Origin of the sequence: Pseudomonas sp. B35(2017), from assembly GCF_002113645.1 — a bacterium.
GTDB lineage: Bacteria > Pseudomonadota > Gammaproteobacteria > Pseudomonadales > Pseudomonadaceae > Aquipseudomonas > Aquipseudomonas ekonensis.
On the sequence record NZ_NEIZ01000011.1, the window covers coordinates 109,717 to 124,969 of the forward strand.

General features: G+C 62.4%; 14 protein-coding genes and 1 pseudogene. 1 reads left to right on the forward strand and 14 read right to left on the reverse strand.

Translation table 11 applies throughout. From position 1 onward, the window contains the following. Positions 1–167 precede the first annotated feature (167 nt). The 6 genes and pseudogenes from CAG41_RS18660 to CAG41_RS18680 all read right to left on the reverse strand — a co-directional run bounded on the left by CAG41_RS18660 (position 168) and on the right by CAG41_RS18680 (position 6,641). A complete protein-coding gene (locus CAG41_RS18660; RefSeq protein WP_085656754.1) occupies positions 168–599 on the reverse strand; it encodes a hypothetical protein in 432 nt (143 codons plus the stop codon). Positions 600–617: 18 nt separating this feature from the next. Continuing rightward, positions 618–1,322 carry a hypothetical protein gene (locus CAG41_RS18665; protein ID WP_139834244.1) on the reverse strand — a complete coding sequence of 235 codons (705 nt, stop codon included), beginning with the start codon at positions 1,320–1,322 and terminating at the stop codon, positions 618–620. Positions 1,323–1,460: 138 nt separating this feature from the next. After that, complete coding sequence (locus CAG41_RS18670; protein WP_085633308.1) at positions 1,461–1,976, reverse strand: hypothetical protein; 516 nt, start codon at positions 1,974–1,976, stop codon at positions 1,461–1,463. Further along, entirely contained in the window at positions 1,973–4,228 is a 2,256-nt protein-coding gene (locus tag CAG41_RS18675; protein WP_139834983.1) for a hemagglutinin repeat-containing protein, read from the reverse strand. Before CAG41_RS18675 ends, CAG41_RS18670 begins: the two co-directional genes overlap by 4 nt. Before the next feature lie 23 nt (positions 4,229–4,251). Further along, positions 4,252–4,914, reverse strand: a pseudogene (locus CAG41_RS28365) (filamentous hemagglutinin N-terminal domain-containing protein); the annotation flags it as partial. Between the two features lie 26 nt (positions 4,915–4,940). Beyond that, complete coding sequence (locus CAG41_RS18680) at positions 4,941–6,641, reverse strand: ShlB/FhaC/HecB family hemolysin secretion/activation protein (protein WP_085707307.1); 1,701 nt, start codon at positions 6,639–6,641, stop codon at positions 4,941–4,943. Positions 6,642–6,952: 311 nt separating this feature from the next. Here CAG41_RS18680 and CAG41_RS18685 point away from each other — a divergent pair, with 311 nt between their 5' ends. Beyond that, positions 6,953–7,771: an alpha/beta fold hydrolase gene (locus CAG41_RS18685; RefSeq protein WP_085586500.1), complete on the forward strand. Its 819-nt coding sequence runs from the start codon at positions 6,953–6,955 to the stop codon at positions 7,769–7,771. 63 nt (positions 7,772–7,834) lie between these two features. On the opposite strand, the gene CAG41_RS18690 is transcribed toward CAG41_RS18685, so the two are convergent. The 8 genes from CAG41_RS18690 to benA all read right to left on the reverse strand — a co-directional run bounded on the left by CAG41_RS18690 (position 7,835) and on the right by benA (position 15,195). Continuing rightward, positions 7,835–8,818, reverse strand: a complete 984-nt coding sequence (locus tag CAG41_RS18690) for a GlxA family transcriptional regulator (protein WP_085586498.1) — start codon at positions 8,816–8,818, stop codon at positions 7,835–7,837. Between the two features lie 109 nt (positions 8,819–8,927). After that, positions 8,928–9,854, reverse strand: a complete 927-nt coding sequence (gene catA / locus CAG41_RS18695) for a catechol 1,2-dioxygenase (RefSeq protein WP_085707308.1) — start codon at positions 9,852–9,854, stop codon at positions 8,928–8,930. A gap of 173 nt (positions 9,855–10,027) precedes the next feature. Then, positions 10,028–10,318, reverse strand: coding sequence for a muconolactone Delta-isomerase (gene catC, locus CAG41_RS18700; RefSeq protein ID WP_085586494.1), 291 nt, complete (start codon positions 10,316–10,318; stop codon positions 10,028–10,030). 18 nt (positions 10,319–10,336) lie between these two features. Then, positions 10,337–11,458, reverse strand: a complete 1,122-nt coding sequence (locus CAG41_RS18705; RefSeq protein ID WP_085707309.1) for a muconate cycloisomerase family protein — start codon at positions 11,456–11,458, stop codon at positions 10,337–10,339. A gap of 22 nt (positions 11,459–11,480) precedes the next feature. Further along, positions 11,481–12,242 (reverse strand): 1,6-dihydroxycyclohexa-2,4-diene-1-carboxylate dehydrogenase, encoded by a 762-nt coding sequence (locus CAG41_RS18710; protein WP_085586512.1) that lies wholly within the window; start codon positions 12,240–12,242, stop codon positions 11,481–11,483. 38 nt (positions 12,243–12,280) lie between these two features. Continuing rightward, positions 12,281–13,294, reverse strand: a complete 1,014-nt coding sequence (benC, locus tag CAG41_RS18715; protein WP_085586490.1) for a benzoate 1,2-dioxygenase electron transfer component BenC — start codon at positions 13,292–13,294, stop codon at positions 12,281–12,283. Positions 13,295–13,351: 57 nt separating this feature from the next. Next, a complete protein-coding gene (gene benB / locus CAG41_RS18720) occupies positions 13,352–13,840 on the reverse strand; it encodes a benzoate 1,2-dioxygenase small subunit (protein WP_085586488.1) in 489 nt (162 codons plus the stop codon). Next, entirely contained in the window at positions 13,837–15,195 is a 1,359-nt protein-coding gene (gene benA / locus CAG41_RS18725; RefSeq protein ID WP_085707326.1) for a benzoate 1,2-dioxygenase large subunit, read from the reverse strand. The genes benB and benA overlap by 4 nt, the downstream gene beginning before the upstream one ends. Between the last annotated feature and the right edge of the window lie 58 nt (positions 15,196–15,253).

The following is a 15,253-nucleotide window of genomic DNA, read 5'->3' on the forward strand; positions in this document are numbered from 1 at the left end:
TCTATTTAATTGCTCATCACATTAAATAGACTCACCCCTCCTTCATTCTATTTTCTAGCCATTTACACTTCCTTGCTTGCTTAGCCTTTTACCAATCAGTATGATTTTTTAAATATCAGACCGAACAGGAGGCGATGCTGGGTCAGAACCAAACCCTTTACCACCAACTAAACTCCAATTTTACACAGCAAAACATTATCACTTAAAAATTGAACAGCGCCATCTATAACTGACAGACAGCCATCAGACTCAACCACACTAAACCCGCAGTCGCCAAAATCCAAATACACTCCAATGCAACCTTCATCGACACCGTTCAACCTGTATTCATACACCGCCAAAATCTTCAACCCCAGAAACTTATCCAACCCATTAAACGACTTAATAGGGTACGCAAAATCATCATTTATTTCCGACAATTCCAGCAATTCCGGATCTGAATCCAACGCTACAAACTTTAATACTCCTTCGCTAATCGTTAGAGACACCCACCCAGAAATAGAAACCTTAAAAAACAATACTAAAAACTCACAAACCAAACTTCCACTCATAAAAAACGAGCGAAACCTGACATCACGCAACAATTCATTAATCAGCACAGGATTTCGCTCCCTATATTAGAATTTGGATGACTTTTCTGGAATCAATGTATCAAATTCATACTTTCCGCCCGGCAACACTCGCAGACTTACGGTGCTATTCGTCTTGGAGCTGTATACATGAATTAGATCGTAACCTCCTCGAACAGTTGAGCTGGGGATCAGTGGACTCACAGAGGTGGCGTTCTCCAAAGTTTCTTTAACTGTCGCTTTAGCCTGCTCTACCCCAGCCCTACTTCTTTCATAGGGTAACCGACCTTCACCAATTTTTGCTCCAAGCTTTTTGTTAAGGTTAGTCGATTGTGATGCAATGAAATCATCTATCTCTCCAAAGCCAGGAATCTTCTGTATGCCTTTTGGACTCTTTTTCCTGGTGACTTCCACTACCCGACCGCCAGCCTTGGCGCCAATCGACTTGAATTCACCCAACACAGCATCAATCAAAAACCGTGAAGCGACAACCTGTCCATCGCCATCGAGAGGGTAGTCCTTGTTCCCTTTGGCGTGTTCGATCTTCGCAAGCTCATTGCTCGCGTCCAGGGCTTTAATGTCTTCTTCTGTGTTTCTCCCGGTAAAAAACACGGTCAGATTGAAGGCCGCTTTTGATTTGTACTCCTCAATCTGCTCGCCAGCGGCCAGATTCATGATGCCGTTGGCAGCCAGGTTCAGTGCAAACTTCATCGGCCCCACTATCGCCTGCGCACCGATGGCAACCGTCTTCATCTGCTCCACCTTGTCGGCAGGCAAGGTACTGGCATTAAATAGATTCGTCCCCTTTCTTTTTCGGTGGGCGACAGCGGGTTGCCGCCGCTCTACCCCAAGTAGCCCGGACTACTCAAAGAACCAGACGAAAGGCGCTTTTCAGACAAGCCCGAACGCTGCTTTGTAGGCATGATTCAGCTCGACCGCTTCGAGCTCCCTGTAATCGGCGGACAAACCGGAGCCCAGGAGCAGTCCGGTTGCGTTGCTGTAGGCGGCATACACACTCCCGGCCCATTGATCGTCATCAAGGCTGAACACTTCAATTGACGGGCTGCTGTATTCCGTTCCGCACCACGCGATGGTGGCGCCCAGACTGACGAACCACGCCAGCGAGCGCTCAATCAGCGAAGGCCACTCGCTGTCGGAAGGCCAGGCGAGAATCCTGACCTCCACCGAAAGATCGCTCAGGGAGGCATCCTCCCATAACCGTGGATTGAACTGCGCCCGCCCCTGCCAGATGGCCTCGAATGCCGCCAACCGGTTGGCGAATTCAGACGAAAAGCCTTGTGACCAGTAACCATAAAATATCAGGCCACTGACTTCATCCTGACAAACATTGCCGGTAGCCGGATCCTTGCTGCTCCAGAAAATTCCGAGACATTCAGCCGTTTTCATAATCCAAAATTCACCATTTGCTGAGGTGTTGGCTGAATAGCCGTCACGAGATCACCTACCTTGATCTTTCCTTTCGGCTCTTTCGCAACGTAAATTACCACATCCTTGCCATCGATCTTCCCGTAGTACCCCTTCACCGCCTGCCCACCCTGGGACATGACGTGATCGAAGGTCTTTGTCGGGTTGGTCAATACGTTTTCCGCGATTTCCCTGAAACTTTCCCTCGCGGCTTTCGAACCGGCATTGGCGGTGATGATGCCCGCGTCAATCAAGTGTCGTGCCGAATGATCCACACGTGAGAGATTGGAAAGGGCCAAGGCTGTCGTTTCAGGCGAAAGACCGCCCGCCTGCTTCGCCAGGTCCGCGCCAAACTTTTTCTCCAGCGCGTCCAGAGTTTCTTTGCTCATCTCTCGACGGGGAGTTCCGTCCAGAGGGCCTTTTTTGTCCACGATCTGGAGGATTCGCCCACCGCTCTTGATGCCGAGCGCCTTGAACTCACCCAATACGGCGTCAATCAGAAAACGCGTCGCGACCACATAATTGTCACCCTCAAACTCGTAGTCGGGATTGCCCTGTCTATGCTGCTCTTTCGCGTAGTCGTTGTCCTTCTTCAGAACCTCCTCGTCGCCTTTCACAATTTGTGCCGCCAACGCAATCGCAGCCGCATCTTTCAACTCATCGATCTTGTCGCCATAAGCGGCGTTGAGCAGACCGTTGGCCGTCATGGCAAGCAGGAACTTCATCGGCCCCATGACCGCTTGTATGGCGATGGCCGTAGCTTCAACTTTCTCCGATGAAAAGTTTTTGGTAAGCCGGATCAGTCCCACCACTTTGTCCAGAGCGACTTGCCCACGCGTGGCCAGCTGCGCCTCGATCTCGGTCGCCGGCAAATTGATTACGTTCGGATCATCCGGCATCTCGGACACGGCAATGTTCGGGCACGTATTGTCTTCTTTGCAGCTCTTGACCCGACTTTCGTAATCCGCAGCCTCTTTCGCAAACTCCGCAAGCTCCGTCAGGACATTTTCAGGCAAGGCATCGATCTGATCCGGACTGAGTCCTTGTCGAACAAAGTTCTTGGTGATCGCAAGCGCCTGCTCATCCCCCAGGTCCTTACGCAGCGTTGGGGAAACGTCGTTGATATCGACCAGTTGCGCATCGATCGCCTGATTGAGGTTGTTCAGGAAGTTGACGCTGGCCTTGGCCTGCTTGCGCATGTTTTCCGTGAAATGGGTGGCGTTTTTTTCCCATTTATCCAGCGTGTCGAACGGGTGTCTGATCGCATCGATAGAGCTGCTGCTCACATACAGATCCGTACGATGTTCCTCATCCTTGGTAATCTCGTACGCCTTTTTCACGTCACGATTGAGACCCGCCGTAGAGTCCTGCCCTGTGACCTTATCGTTGCGGACGGTGATCTGGCCGGTGCCCACCGTCGCGTTCAGAGTCTGCTCACGATCCTTGTCGTACTTGTACCCCTCCACTGCCCAGCTGTTTTTTTCATCGCCTTCCATGCCTTTGTTCGGCTTGTCGGTCTGGGCGTTGCCATTGGAGCTATAGCTGCCGCTGACGTTCAGGTAGTAACTGTGCTCGTTGTCCTTGCCGGTGATGTTGCGGAAACCGAGAGTTCCGGTATCGAGCTTCAGATTGCCGTTGTCGGCGGTGATGACCGAGCCGTCGAGTTGGGTGTGATCCTCTGTGCGGATATCGACCTTGCTCTTGCCGCTGATGACAGTCTGGTTTTCGACCCAATTGGTTTTCCCGGTGGTTTTGCCATAACCCACCGAACCACTTGCACCGCCAAACGAACCGGTAACGCTCAAGTCGAACTCTTGCCCACTGACCTTCCCGGTGTTGGGTACTGACGATACAGCCAGGTTGCGACCAACGACGCCAGTGACCTCATCACCGCGCAAGGTCGCACCTGCGATGGTGGTATCGCGCTTGCTTTCGAAGGTCAGTTTGTTGCCGGCGTAAAGGTAGGCCTCCTGTTGTTCGACCCCCTCGCGATTGAGATCGCCGATGCCGATGTTCGCCGAACCATAAATGCCGAATCCGTCCTGACCGAGCATGATCCCGCCTTCGGCTCCCCAACTGCGACGGTCATTGGAACTGCTGTGAGCGTTTTGTGCCGACAGAATATTGAGATCGTTGGCGGCCTTGAGCGTGATATCCCGCTCGGCAGTGACCTGGGTTCCAACCAGCGTCAGGTCGTTTTTCGCATCGAGGGTGATGTTGCCGCCGGCATTCAGCTGAACTGGCGTCGAAGTCTGCTCTTCGCGCTGCGGGTGATGATCTCGAAGCGGTCGACGTTGCTCGCGTTCAGGCCCTCGCCTTCGATGGCGACGCTGCCCTGGTCGACCTGGAAGCGGTCGAGGCGCCCGTTGTCCAGCACCGGCTTGCCGGTGGTCAGCGTGACCCGCGGTGCGTTGATGAAGCCGCAGCCGCTGCAGGTGATGCCGTAGGGGTTGGCCACAATCACCCGCGCCGACTGACCCGCCACCTCGGTGTAGCCGCGCAGCTGGCTCGGGCTGCCGCCGACCACTTCGTTGAGGATGGTCTGGGCCGAGCCGCTGTTCTTCAGGTTCGGGTTGCCGATGATGTGGCCGCCCAGTTGGGTGGCGGCGGTCTGGGTGGCCGCGTTGTTGAGGATCACCCCCTGGGCGCCGACGTTGTAGTCGTTGAACTGGTTGTGCGACAGCCCCGTGCCGTTGGGCGTCGCGATGTTGACGATCGGCACGCCGTTGCCGGCCCGGTCCAGCCCGGTGCCGGGGTTGGCCACCACGATCCCGTCCGCCTGCGCCCACAACGGCTGCCAGAACATGACGTTCGCCAGCAGGAACGCCAGCCCGCGCTTGGGCATGCCCAGGAAGCGCTCGCGCGGATTGACGGCAGCAGTAGGCTGACCGGCCAGGAAGGCCGGTTGACGAATGTTCATATTGGAGTCTCGGGGTCAGGCAAATATCAGATGAAGAAGTCCAGGCGGAACCAGATCGGCGCTTCGCGCTCGGGCAGCGCGTCCGGGCGTTCCAGGGAATGGGCGAAGGTCACCGTCGCGGCGACGTGCTGGCCACGGGCGAACAGCTCCAGCGAGTTGCTCGACATGCGGCCGTGCTGGTCGCCGTTGTAGCGGTCGCGCCGGATCACGCCCTGGTCGTAGCCGAGGCTGGTGCCGTATTCGGCGAACACCGGGCGCAGCCATTCGACGTCGACCGGCCGCGTCCAGCGCAGGTCGTTGCGCCAGTAGCCGCCGCTGTCGCCGGACAGCGACTGATCCTTATAGCCGCGGATCGACGACAGCCCGCCGAGGCTGGTGCGCTGCGGGCTGAACAGCACGTCTTCGCTGCGCTGGCCGGTCATCAGGCTGCTGAAGCTCAAGGACTCGCCCCACAGCTTGAACGGCTGCAGGTAGCTCAGGGTCGCGGTGTACTTGCGGTAGCGGGCGTCCGGCTCGCCGGGGCCCGGGTCGTGGCGGCCCTGGGCGTCGAAGGCGCCGATGCCCTGCTGCACGCCCGCGTCGAAGTTGACGAAGGCGCCGCCGATCCGCCGGCCGTGGTTGAAGCCCAGCTGCGCCTCGCTGATGCGGTTGCTGCTCAGGCGCAGCTTGCTGTCTTCGATGAAGTTGTTGCTGCGCAGGTAAGACAGGCCGCCGCTGAGGGAGGTCTTGCTCACCGAATCGCGCTGGATCACCCGCTCGGCGTGCAACTGATGGTTTTCGCTGTCGCCGGTCTGCTTGAAGTTGTAGCCGTTGGCGGCGATCTGCGAGCGGTACTCGCTCTGGCTGTAGGTGTAGCTGAAGTTCCACCAGCCCCACGGCACGCTGTAGGACAGCATGGCGTTGTTGGAGGTGTGCTGGTGGTCGGTCATCGCGTCGTGGCCGCCGCGCAGCGACAGCTGATCGGCCAGGCCCAGGGGGCTGTCCCAGTCGAAGGTGGTGCCCCACTGCTGCTCGCCGGTGCTGCGCTGGCCCTCGTTGCTGCGCGACAACCCCGCCCGCCACGGCTTCTGCGGCGTGTTGGTGACCAGCACCTCGCTGCCGCCGACGTTCTTGCCCGGCGCCAGCTCCATCTTCGCCTGGTTGGACGGCAGGCGGTTGAGCTGGTCGACCATCTGCTCGATCTCGCGCAGGTTGACCAGCTCGCCGCTCTTGCCGGGAAACGCCATGGCCAGCTCGCGCTCCGAGAGCCCACTGCTCTCGGCGCCCTTCAGGCCTTCGAGGCGGCCCTCGACCACCAGCACCTTAAGGTGCCCGCCGGACAGATCCTGCTGCGGCAGGTAGGCGCGACTGGTCACCAGGCCCTTCTCGATGTAGCGGTCGGTGATGACCTTGAGCAGCTCGTTGAGCTGCGGCACGCCCAGGCACTGCCCGATGTAAGGCTTGAGCAACCCGGCCTTCTCGCCCTCGGACAGGCTGTCGGCGCCCTTGAGCTCGATGTCGTCGATCTGAAAGCAGCGGGTGTCGGCGGGCGCGGCAGGCTTGGCCGGCTCGGCCGACTTGCCCGGCAGGTCCTTGAGCTCCTCCAGGCGCCGCTGCTGTTCTTCGAGCAGGCGGTTCTGGCGGTCGCGGATCAGGTCGGTGTCGCCGGGGGTGGGGGCAGCGAAAGCAAGTGGAGAAAGGCACAGCAAAGCTACGCCCAGTCTCGCCGCGAGGGCGGGTGGGTACATGTTCGATCCCTCGAGACGGAGAATGATATCAAAATGGTGGCGCATCATAGGGAGCCACTATTCTGGCGTCAATTAATCGATTCACCGCCTCAGTGTCGCCGACGAACGGTATCGGCGAAATCGTCCGACTCCGACAGGGACGCAGGATGTTTCCCAGATAGGACGGGAAAAACCGCCCCCCGGAGACGGCGAATTTTCCGCCCTGTAGCCCACCCGCCGAAAACTTAGCACCTGCGTACAAGAAGCCGCCGCGCTTTGCGTGGATAGTGATCGCTGCCTTCATCCCCTCCCCTCGAACACAAGGAGTTTCCATGAGCACGTTCCTGACCCAAGACGGCACCGAGATCTACTACAAGGACTGGGGCAGCGGCCGGCCCGTCCTGTTCAGCCATGGCTGGCCGCTGGACGCCGACATGTGGGAATACCAGATGGAGTACCTGAGCAGCCGCGGCTACCGCACGATCGCGTTCGACCGCCGTGGCTTCGGCCGGTCCGACCAGCCGTGGAACGGCTACGACTACGACACCTTCGCCGACGACATCGCGCAGTTGATCAACCACCTGGACCTGCGTGACGTGACCCTGGTCGGCTTCTCCATGGGTGGCGGCGACGTCAGCCGCTACCTCGCCCGCCATGGCAGCGCGCGGGTGTCCGGGCTGGTGCTGCTCGGCGCGGTGACGCCGCTGTTCGGCCAGAAGCCTGACTTCGCCGCCGGCGTCGGCAAGCCGGTGTTCGACGGGATCAAGGCCGGCCTGCTGAAGGACCGTGCGCAGTTCATCGCCGATTTCGCCGCGCCGTTCTACGGCACCAACAAGGGCCAGACGGTCTCCGACGGCGTGCTGACCCAGACCCTCAACATCGCGTTGCTGGCCTCGCTCAAAGGCACCGTGGATTGCGTCACCGCGTTCTCGGAAACCGACTTCCGTCCGGACATGGCCAAGATCGATGTGCCGACCCTGGTGATCCACGGCGACGACGACCAGATCGTGCCGTTCGAGACCACCGGCAAACTGGCCGCCGAGCAGATCAAGGGCGCCGAACTGAAAGTCTATGCCGGCGCGCCCCACGGCTTTGCGGTGACCCACGCCCAAGCGCTGAACGAAGACCTGCTGGCGTTCCTCAACCGCTGAGTGCGGTCTGCGACTGATCCGTTTTCCTTCCTTTTCGGCCGGGTGCTCCCGGCCTTTTTTTGCCTATTTGACCAGGCGCTTTTCCTTGGACGGCCGGTAGCCGAAGAACGCGCTGTAGCATTTGCTGAAATGGCTCGGCGACACGAAGCCGCAGGCCACCAGCACTTCCATCTGCGACAGCTCCGTGTGCTGCAGCAGACGCCGGGCCTCGGTGATGCGCAGCTCCAGGTAATAGCGCTGCGGGGTGGTGCCCAGTTGCTCCTTGAACAGGCGTTCGAGCTGGCGCCGCGAGCGTCCCGCGTAGGCCGCCAGTTGCTCCAGCTCCAGCGGTTCCTCCAGGTTGGCGTCCATCAGCTTGACCACTTCGCGCAGGGGCGCGCTGACGCAGATGTTCTCGCTCGGCTTGATCCGCCGGTAACGGGATTCCTCGAACGCGAGGATGTCTTCGATGCCCTCGACCAGCGCCTTGCCGTGCAAGCCTTTGATCCAGTCCAGCGCCATGTGGAACGCGCCGGAGGGGCTGGAGGCCGTGAGGCGGTCGCGGTCGATCACGTAGGGTTCGCTGCTGACCTGGGTCGCCTTGCTGATTTCCGCCAGCGCCGGGCGGTGTTCCGGGTGGATGGCGCAGCGGTAGCCGTCCAGCACCCCGGCCTTGCCGAGGAACCACGCGCCGTTCCACAGCCCGGCCAGCACCACCCCCTGGGCGGCGGCGGACTTGATCAGCTGGATGAGTTCTTCGCCGGCCTTGAGTTCGGTGCGGTAGCCGCCGCAGATCACCAACAGGTCCAGCGCCTGGATCGACGAGGCGTCCAGACGCTCGTCCGGGCGGATCACCAGGCCCAGGTCGCTGATCACTTCGCCGTCGCTCAGGCCGAACGTGCGGGACGAAAACAGGCCGGGGCGCAGCAGGTTGGTGGTGACGATCGTGTCCAGCGTCTGGGTGAACGCCGGCAGGGAGAAATGCTCCAGCAACAGAAAACCCGTGCGGAGCCGGGAGACCGGCCCGTCCGGGTTTTCGTTGAGGTAGCGGAGGTTCTTGCCTTTCATGCCTCCGCTGAAGTGGCGACGCTCGATCAATTTGCGGTCCGCTCTGTGACATGGATGCACCCATGCTACCTGTCGGACGGGCGCGAACCTAGCGCCGCATCGAACGCGATCAGGCTTCCTGCAACGCCCGCGGACGGGCGCTGCGCCGTTCGGCCGCCGCATCGGTGGCCGGCTGCAACCGGAAGTCGAAGTTCAGCTCGGCGTAACGCCCCGCCACGCCCCGGGCGCCGTCCTCGCGGAACGTCACTTCACCGACCAGGCCTTCGCGGGTGGCGTAGGCGAAGTCGTCCCACAGGTAGCGGTCCCCGGCGAGGTTGATCTGGGTGGTGAGGTGCCGGTGGCCCGGCGCCGAAATGAAGAAATGCACATGGGCCGGGCGCTGGCCGTGGCGGCCCAGCAGGTTCAGGCATTCCTGGGTCGGGCCTCGGGGATCGCAGCCGTAGCCCGACGGCACGATGCTGCGGGCGCGGTAGCGGCCCTGGGCGTCGGTGACGATGCGTCGGCGCAGGTTGAACTCGGACTGACTCGGGTCGAAGAACGAGTAGGTGCCTCGGGTATTGGCGTGCCACAGGTCGACGGTGGCGCCGGCCAGCGGCTCGCCGTGCAGGTCGAACACCCGGCCTTCGAGGAACATCACCGTGGCGCTGCCCTCCTCGCTGCCGTCGTCCATCCGGCAGGTGCCTTCGCACAGCGGCGCACCCGCCACGTACAGCGGCCCTTCGATGGTGCGCGGCGTGCCGCCGGTCTGGCCGGCCTGGGCGTCCTTGGCGTCTTGCAGCAGGTCGAGGAAATGCTCGATGCCGAGCCCCGCCACCAGCAGCCCGGCCTCGGAGCGTTCGCCGAGGCGGTTGAGGTAGTCGACGGCTTTCCAGAATTCGGCGTCGGTGATGTCCAGGTCTTCGATCAGCCGGGCGGCGTCCTGGAGCACGCGCAGGACGATGGTCTTCAAACGGGTGCTGCCAAGGTCGTTGGAGAAGCCGGCGGCCTCTTCGAAGAACGCTTGCAGCTCGGCGGTGTGGGCAATCTTCACGGTCATGGGGTTCACCTCATTTTGTTGTTGTGCGGGTCGCAAAAGTCCCGGAGCAGTGCACCGTCCCCTGTGGGAGCGGGCTGCCCGCGATGGCGGCGTGTCAGTCGAAGTATTCGTTACAGGTCCACCGCAATCGCGGGCAAGCCCGCTCCCACAGGGGGGAACTGGTGTGCACAGGGTCAGCGGTCGTCCTCGTGGATCGACGACGGATGGCGGCAGAGCCCGTCGATCTCGATGTCCATGTAAGGGAACAGCGGCAGGCGCATCAGGGTGTCGTGCAGCGCCTCGACGCTGGGCACGTCGAATACGCTGTAGTTGGCGTAGTGCCCGGCGATGCGCCACAGGTGCCGCCACAGGCCTTCGCGCTGCAGGCGCTGAGCCAGTTCCTTTTCGTCGGCCTTGAGCCGCGCGGCGACGGCCGGATCCATGTCGGCGGGCAGTTTCACGGTCATCTTTACGTGGAACAGCATGGTGCTCTCTCCTTCGGTTCAGGCACGGCGGAACCGCGCCAGGCGCGCTTCGTCCAGCGTCAGGCCCAGGCCCGGCGTGCGGGGAATGTGCAGGTGGAAATCGCGGTACTGCGGCGCTTCGGTGACGATGTCTTCGGTCAGCAGCAACGGGCCGAACAGCTCGGTGCCCCAGGTCAGCTGCCGCAGGGTGAGGAACGCGTGGGCCGAGGCCAGGGTGCCAACCGAACCTTCGAGCATGGTGCCGCCGTACAGGGCGATGCCGCAGGCCTCGGCGATCTGCGCGGTGCGCAACACCGCGCGGGGACCACCGTTCTTGGCGATCTTCAAGGCGAACACGCTGGCTGCGCCGTCTGCGGCGAGGCTGAAGGCGTCCTCGACGCTTTCGATGGATTCGTCGGCCATGACCGGCGCCGGGCTGCGCTGGTTGAGGCGCACCTGGCCTGCGCGGTTGACCCGCGAGATCGGCTGTTCGATCAGGTCGATGCCGTTGTCGCCGAGCACCCGGCAGCCACGGATCGCCTGGGACTCGTCCCAGTACTGGTTGACATCGACCCGCACGCTGGCGCGGTCGCCCAGGGCCCGTTTGATCGCCACCGCATGGGCCAGGTCCTGCTCCAGCGGGTTGGCGCCGATCTTCAGCTTGAAGATGCGGTGCCGGCGCGCCTCCAGCATCTGCTCGGCTTCGGCGATGTCCCGGGCGGTGTCGCCGCTGGCCAGTGTCCAGGCCACTTCCAGGCTGTCGCGCACCCGGCCGCCGAGCAGTTCGCTGACCGGCAGGCCCAAGCGCTTGCCCTGGGCGTCGAGCAAGGCGCTTTCGATGCCGGACTTGGCGAAGGTGTTGCCCTTGGCGACTTTGTCCAGGGTCTGCATGGCGGCGTTGATGTTGCAGGCGTCCAGGCCGGTCAGGGCCGGCGCCAGGTGCGCGTCGATGTTGGCCTTGATGCTTTCCGGGCTCTCGTTGCCGTAGGCCAGGCCGCCGATGGTGGTGGCCTCGCCGATGCCCTCGATGCCGTCGCTGCAACGCAGGCGCAGGATCACCAGGGTCTGGTTCTGCATCGTATGCATCGCCAGTTTGTGCGGGCGGATGGTCGGCAGGTCGACGATCACCGCCGTCAGGCTTTCGATCAGGATTGGGTTCATTTCAATGTCCGTTTCAACGTGTTCAACCGAGGTCGCCGCCACCGACCGGCAGGGTCACGCCGGTGATGTAAGAGGCCTCGTCGGAGGCGAGGAACAGGATCGCGCCGACCTGTTCGTCGAGGGTGCCGTAGCGTTTCATCAGGCTGCTGTCGAGGGTCTGCGCGACGATCTCCTGATACCAGGCCTGCTCCTGCGCCGACTGCTGCGCGGCGTTGCGCGGGATGCGCCGCGGCGGCGCCTCGGTGCCGCCGGGGGCGGTGGCGTTGACGCGGATGCCGCGCTCGGCGTTCTCGAACGCCAGGCACGCGGTGAGCGCATTGATGCCGCCTTTGGCCGCGCCGTAGGGCACGCGGTTCACGCTGCGGGTGGCGATCGACGACACGTTGACGATGGCGCCCCTCCCCTGCTTGAGCATGTGGGGCAACGCCGCGTGGCAGCACCACAGGGTCGGGAACAGCGAGCGGCGCACTTCGGCTTCGATCTGCGCGGTTTCGTAGTGCTCGAACGGCTTGGCCCAAATCGTGCCGCCGACGTTGTTGACCAGGATGTCGAGACGCCCGAAGGCATCGATGGCGGCGGCCATCGCCCGGGCGCAATCGGCGTATTGCTCAAGGTCGGCGGTCAGCGTCAGGACGTGCCCGCCCTGCAATTCATGGACCAACTCCGAACGGTCGACGGCCACCACCCGGGCGCCCTCCTCCAGCAAGCGCTCGCACACCCGGCGACCGATGCCTTGCGCGGCGCCGGTGACCAGCGCGACTTTGTCGGCGAATCTGTTGTTCATGGTGTTCTCCAGCATCAGGCTCAGGTTCGGCGCAGGGCTCAGGCCGCCGCGGCGGCGAACTTCTCGTAGTAGAAATTGGCCGGGGTGATGCCCTGCTCGCGGATGTGTTGGCTGACCGCCTCGACCATCGGCGGCGGGCCGCACAGGTACACGTCGACGTCGCCATCGTTGAGGTGGCGCGGTTGGATGTGCTGGGTGACGTAGCCCTTGAGCGGGTGCCGGCTCTCGGGGCTGGCCACGCAGGCGCCGTAGCTGAAGCCGGGAATGCGCGCGGCGAAGGCGTCGAGGCGGTCGAGCTCGACCAGGTCGAAGTCATGGGTGACGCCGTAGATCAGGTGCACCGGGTAGGCGCTGCCCTCCTCGGCGATCCGCTCCAGCATCGCCGTGAACGGCGCCAGCCCCGTGCCGCCGGCCAACAGCAGCAGCGGCCGCTTGATCTCGCGCAGGTAAAAACTGCCCAGCGGGCCTGCCAGGGTCATGCTGTCGCCGGCCTTGGCCAGCCCGGTGAGAAAGCGGCTCATCAGACCGCCGGGCACATTGCGGATCAGGAAGCTGACTTCACCGTCCTTCGGCAACGAGCTGAAGGAATAGGCCCGGCTCTGGTCGCTGCCCGGCACTTGCAGGTTGACGTACTGGCCCGGCAGGAACGCCAGCCGGCTCAGGGACTCGCCCTTGACCGACAAGGCGATGGTGCTCTCGGAGAGCTGGCGCACATCGCTGATCGCCGCCTCAAAGCTGGCCTGCCCGGTCTTGCAGACCTGGGAGCCGACCGGCACCCGCACCACGCAATCGCTCTCGGCGCGCATCTGGCAGGTGAGCACGTAGCCCTGGGCGAGTTCGTCCTCGCTCAAGGCGTCCTCGATGAAGTTGTCGCCCAGGGCGTAACGCCCGGATTCGGCGAAGCACTTGCAGGTGCCGCAAGCGCCGTCGCGGCAGTCCAGCGGAATGTTGATGCCCTGGCGGTACGCCGCGTCGGCGACGGTTTCCTGGCCGTCGGCCTCGATGAAGCGGGTCACCCCGTCCTCGAAATTCAATGCGATGCGAAAACCCATGTTGCACCTCGCTCACGGCGCCGGTCCGGCCAACGGCCAAGGCCCGCGCCGTCTCGGTCAGATGTGGTAGATGTCGATGACCTGACGGACGTAATCGTTTTTCAGCACGACCTTCTTGGCCTTGATCAGCGGCTGCTCGCCGCGCAGGTCGAGGGTGTAGAAACTGGTGCCGAAATAGCTGTCGGTGACCTGGTAGCGAAAGCTCAGGGTGTGCCAGTTGAAGCGCACCCGGCACTGGCCTTCGCCCTGCTCGACGATCTCGATGTTGCTCAGGTTGTGGGAGGTGCGGGTGTCGGGAACGGTGGCGCTGGAGCGCTCGGTCTTGATCCGGAACACCCGGTCTTCGAGGCCGCCGCGGTTGCCGTACCAGATCAGCGAGATCTCGCTCTGCGGGTCTTGGGTGAGCGTGTCGTTGTCGTCCCAGGCCGGCATCCAGAAGCTGGCGTCGGCGGCGTAGAGCTCAAGCCAACGGTCCCACTCGGCGTCGTCCAGATAACGGACCTCGCGGTAGAGGAAATCGCGCACGGTGTCGTAGAGGCTGTTCATGGCACGGCCTCCACAGGGATCAGCTGCGGTTCGGCGGACACGGCCTTGAGCATCGTTTCCTGCCAATACTTGTGCTGCAGCACGAACAGGCCTTCATCCTCGGTGCGCACCCCGGACAGCAGCGGCTTGAGGCCGATCTCTTCGGCGGCGGCATCCGCGCCGTCGACCCAATGGGCCGCCCCGCGTGACATGTCGTTCCAGCCGCGCCCGGCGCCGTAGCCGGTCTGGCAGGAACGGAACTCTTCCAGGTCGTCCGGGGTGGCCATGCCGCTGACGTTGAAGAAGTCCTCGTACTGGCGGATGCGCTTGGCCCGAGCCTCGGCGCTCTCGCCTTTGGGGGCGATGCAGTAGATGGTGATCTCGGTCTTGTCCACGGCGATCGGCCGGGCGATGCGGATCTGCGAACTGAACTGATCCATCAGGTACACGTTGGGGTACAGGCACAGGTTGCGCGAATTCTCGATCATCCAGTCGGCGCGGGCCTGGCCGAAGTCCCGGGCCAGTTCGTCGCGGCGCTCGTAGGCCGGACGGTCCTCGGGGTTGGCCCAGCGGGTCCAGAGCAGCAGGTGGCCGTGGTCGAAGGAGTAGAAGCCACCGCCCTTCTTCGCCCATCTGCCGGCGCTCATGGTCTTGATCTCTTCGCCGGCCTCGCGCTGCTGGCGCTGGTTCTGGGTGGCGGCGTAGTTCCAGTGCACGGAGCTGACGTGGTAGCCGTCGGCGCCGTTTTCGGCGGTGAGTTTCCAGTTGCCCTCGTAGATGTAGGAGCTGGAGCCGCGCAGCACTTCCAGGCCCTCGGGGGACTGGTCGACGATCATGTCGATGATCCGCGCCGACTCGCCCAGGTGTTCGGCGAGGGGCTTCACGTCGGGGTTGAGGCTGCCGAACAAGAAGCCGCGGTAGGACTCGAAGCGCGCCACCCGGGTCAGGTCGTGGGAGCCTTCGCAGTTGAAGCCTTCGGGGTAGCCCGCCTCGGCGGGATCCTTGACCTTGAGCAGTTTGCCGCTGTTGTTGAACGTCCAGCCGTGGAACGGGCAGGTGTAGCTGGAGCGGTTGCCGGACTTGTGCCGGCAGAGCATGGCGCCGCGGTGGCTGCAGGCATTGAGGAAGGCGTTGAGCACGCCGTCCTTGTTGCGCGCGATGAAGACCGGCTGACGGCCCATGGTGAGCGTCAGGTAATCGTTGTTGCGGGGGATCTGGCTTTCGTGGGCCAGGTAGATCCAGTTGCCTTCGAAGATGTGCGCCATTTCCAGCTCGAACAGCCGCGGATCGGTGAACATCTCCCGCTTGCAGCGGTAGGCACCCTGCTCCTTGTCTTCTTCGAGCAAGGCAGTGAGGTAGTCGATTCCCAGGGACATGGCCAGGGCCTCCATTGTTATTGTTCAGTCCAGGTCAGGTTAGGGAGGCGACGGCGGG

Coding starts and splice junctions, on each gene's coding strand:
- benB (WP_085586488.1), bottom strand. CDS start 13,840: ATGAACAGCCTCTACGACACCGTGCGCGATTTCCTCTACCGCGAGGTC.
- CAG41_RS18670 (WP_085633308.1), bottom strand. CDS start 1,976: ATGAAAACGGCTGAATGTCTCGGAATTTTCTGGAGCAGCAAGGATCCG.
- CAG41_RS18690 (WP_085586498.1), bottom strand. CDS start 8,818: ATGAAAGGCAAGAACCTCCGCTACCTCAACGAAAACCCGGACGGGCCG.
- CAG41_RS18680 (WP_085707307.1), bottom strand. CDS start 6,641: ATGTACCCACCCGCCCTCGCGGCGAGACTGGGCGTAGCTTTGCTGTGC.
- benC (WP_085586490.1), bottom strand. CDS start 13,294: ATGGGTTTTCGCATCGCATTGAATTTCGAGGACGGGGTGACCCGCTTC.
- CAG41_RS18705 (WP_085707309.1), bottom strand. CDS start 11,458: ATGAACCCAATCCTGATCGAAAGCCTGACGGCGGTGATCGTCGACCTG.
- CAG41_RS18665 (WP_139834244.1), bottom strand. CDS start 1,322: ATGAAGACGGTTGCCATCGGTGCGCAGGCGATAGTGGGGCCGATGAAG.
- catC (WP_085586494.1), bottom strand. CDS start 10,318: ATGCTGTTCCACGTAAAGATGACCGTGAAACTGCCCGCCGACATGGAT.
- CAG41_RS18710 (WP_085586512.1), bottom strand. CDS start 12,242: ATGAACAACAGATTCGCCGACAAAGTCGCGCTGGTCACCGGCGCCGCG.
- benA (WP_085707326.1), bottom strand. CDS start 15,195: ATGTCCCTGGGAATCGACTACCTCACTGCCTTGCTCGAAGAAGACAAG.
- catA (WP_085707308.1), bottom strand. CDS start 9,854: ATGACCGTGAAGATTGCCCACACCGCCGAGCTGCAAGCGTTCTTCGAA.
- CAG41_RS18685 (WP_085586500.1), top strand. CDS start 6,953: ATGAGCACGTTCCTGACCCAAGACGGCACCGAGATCTACTACAAGGAC.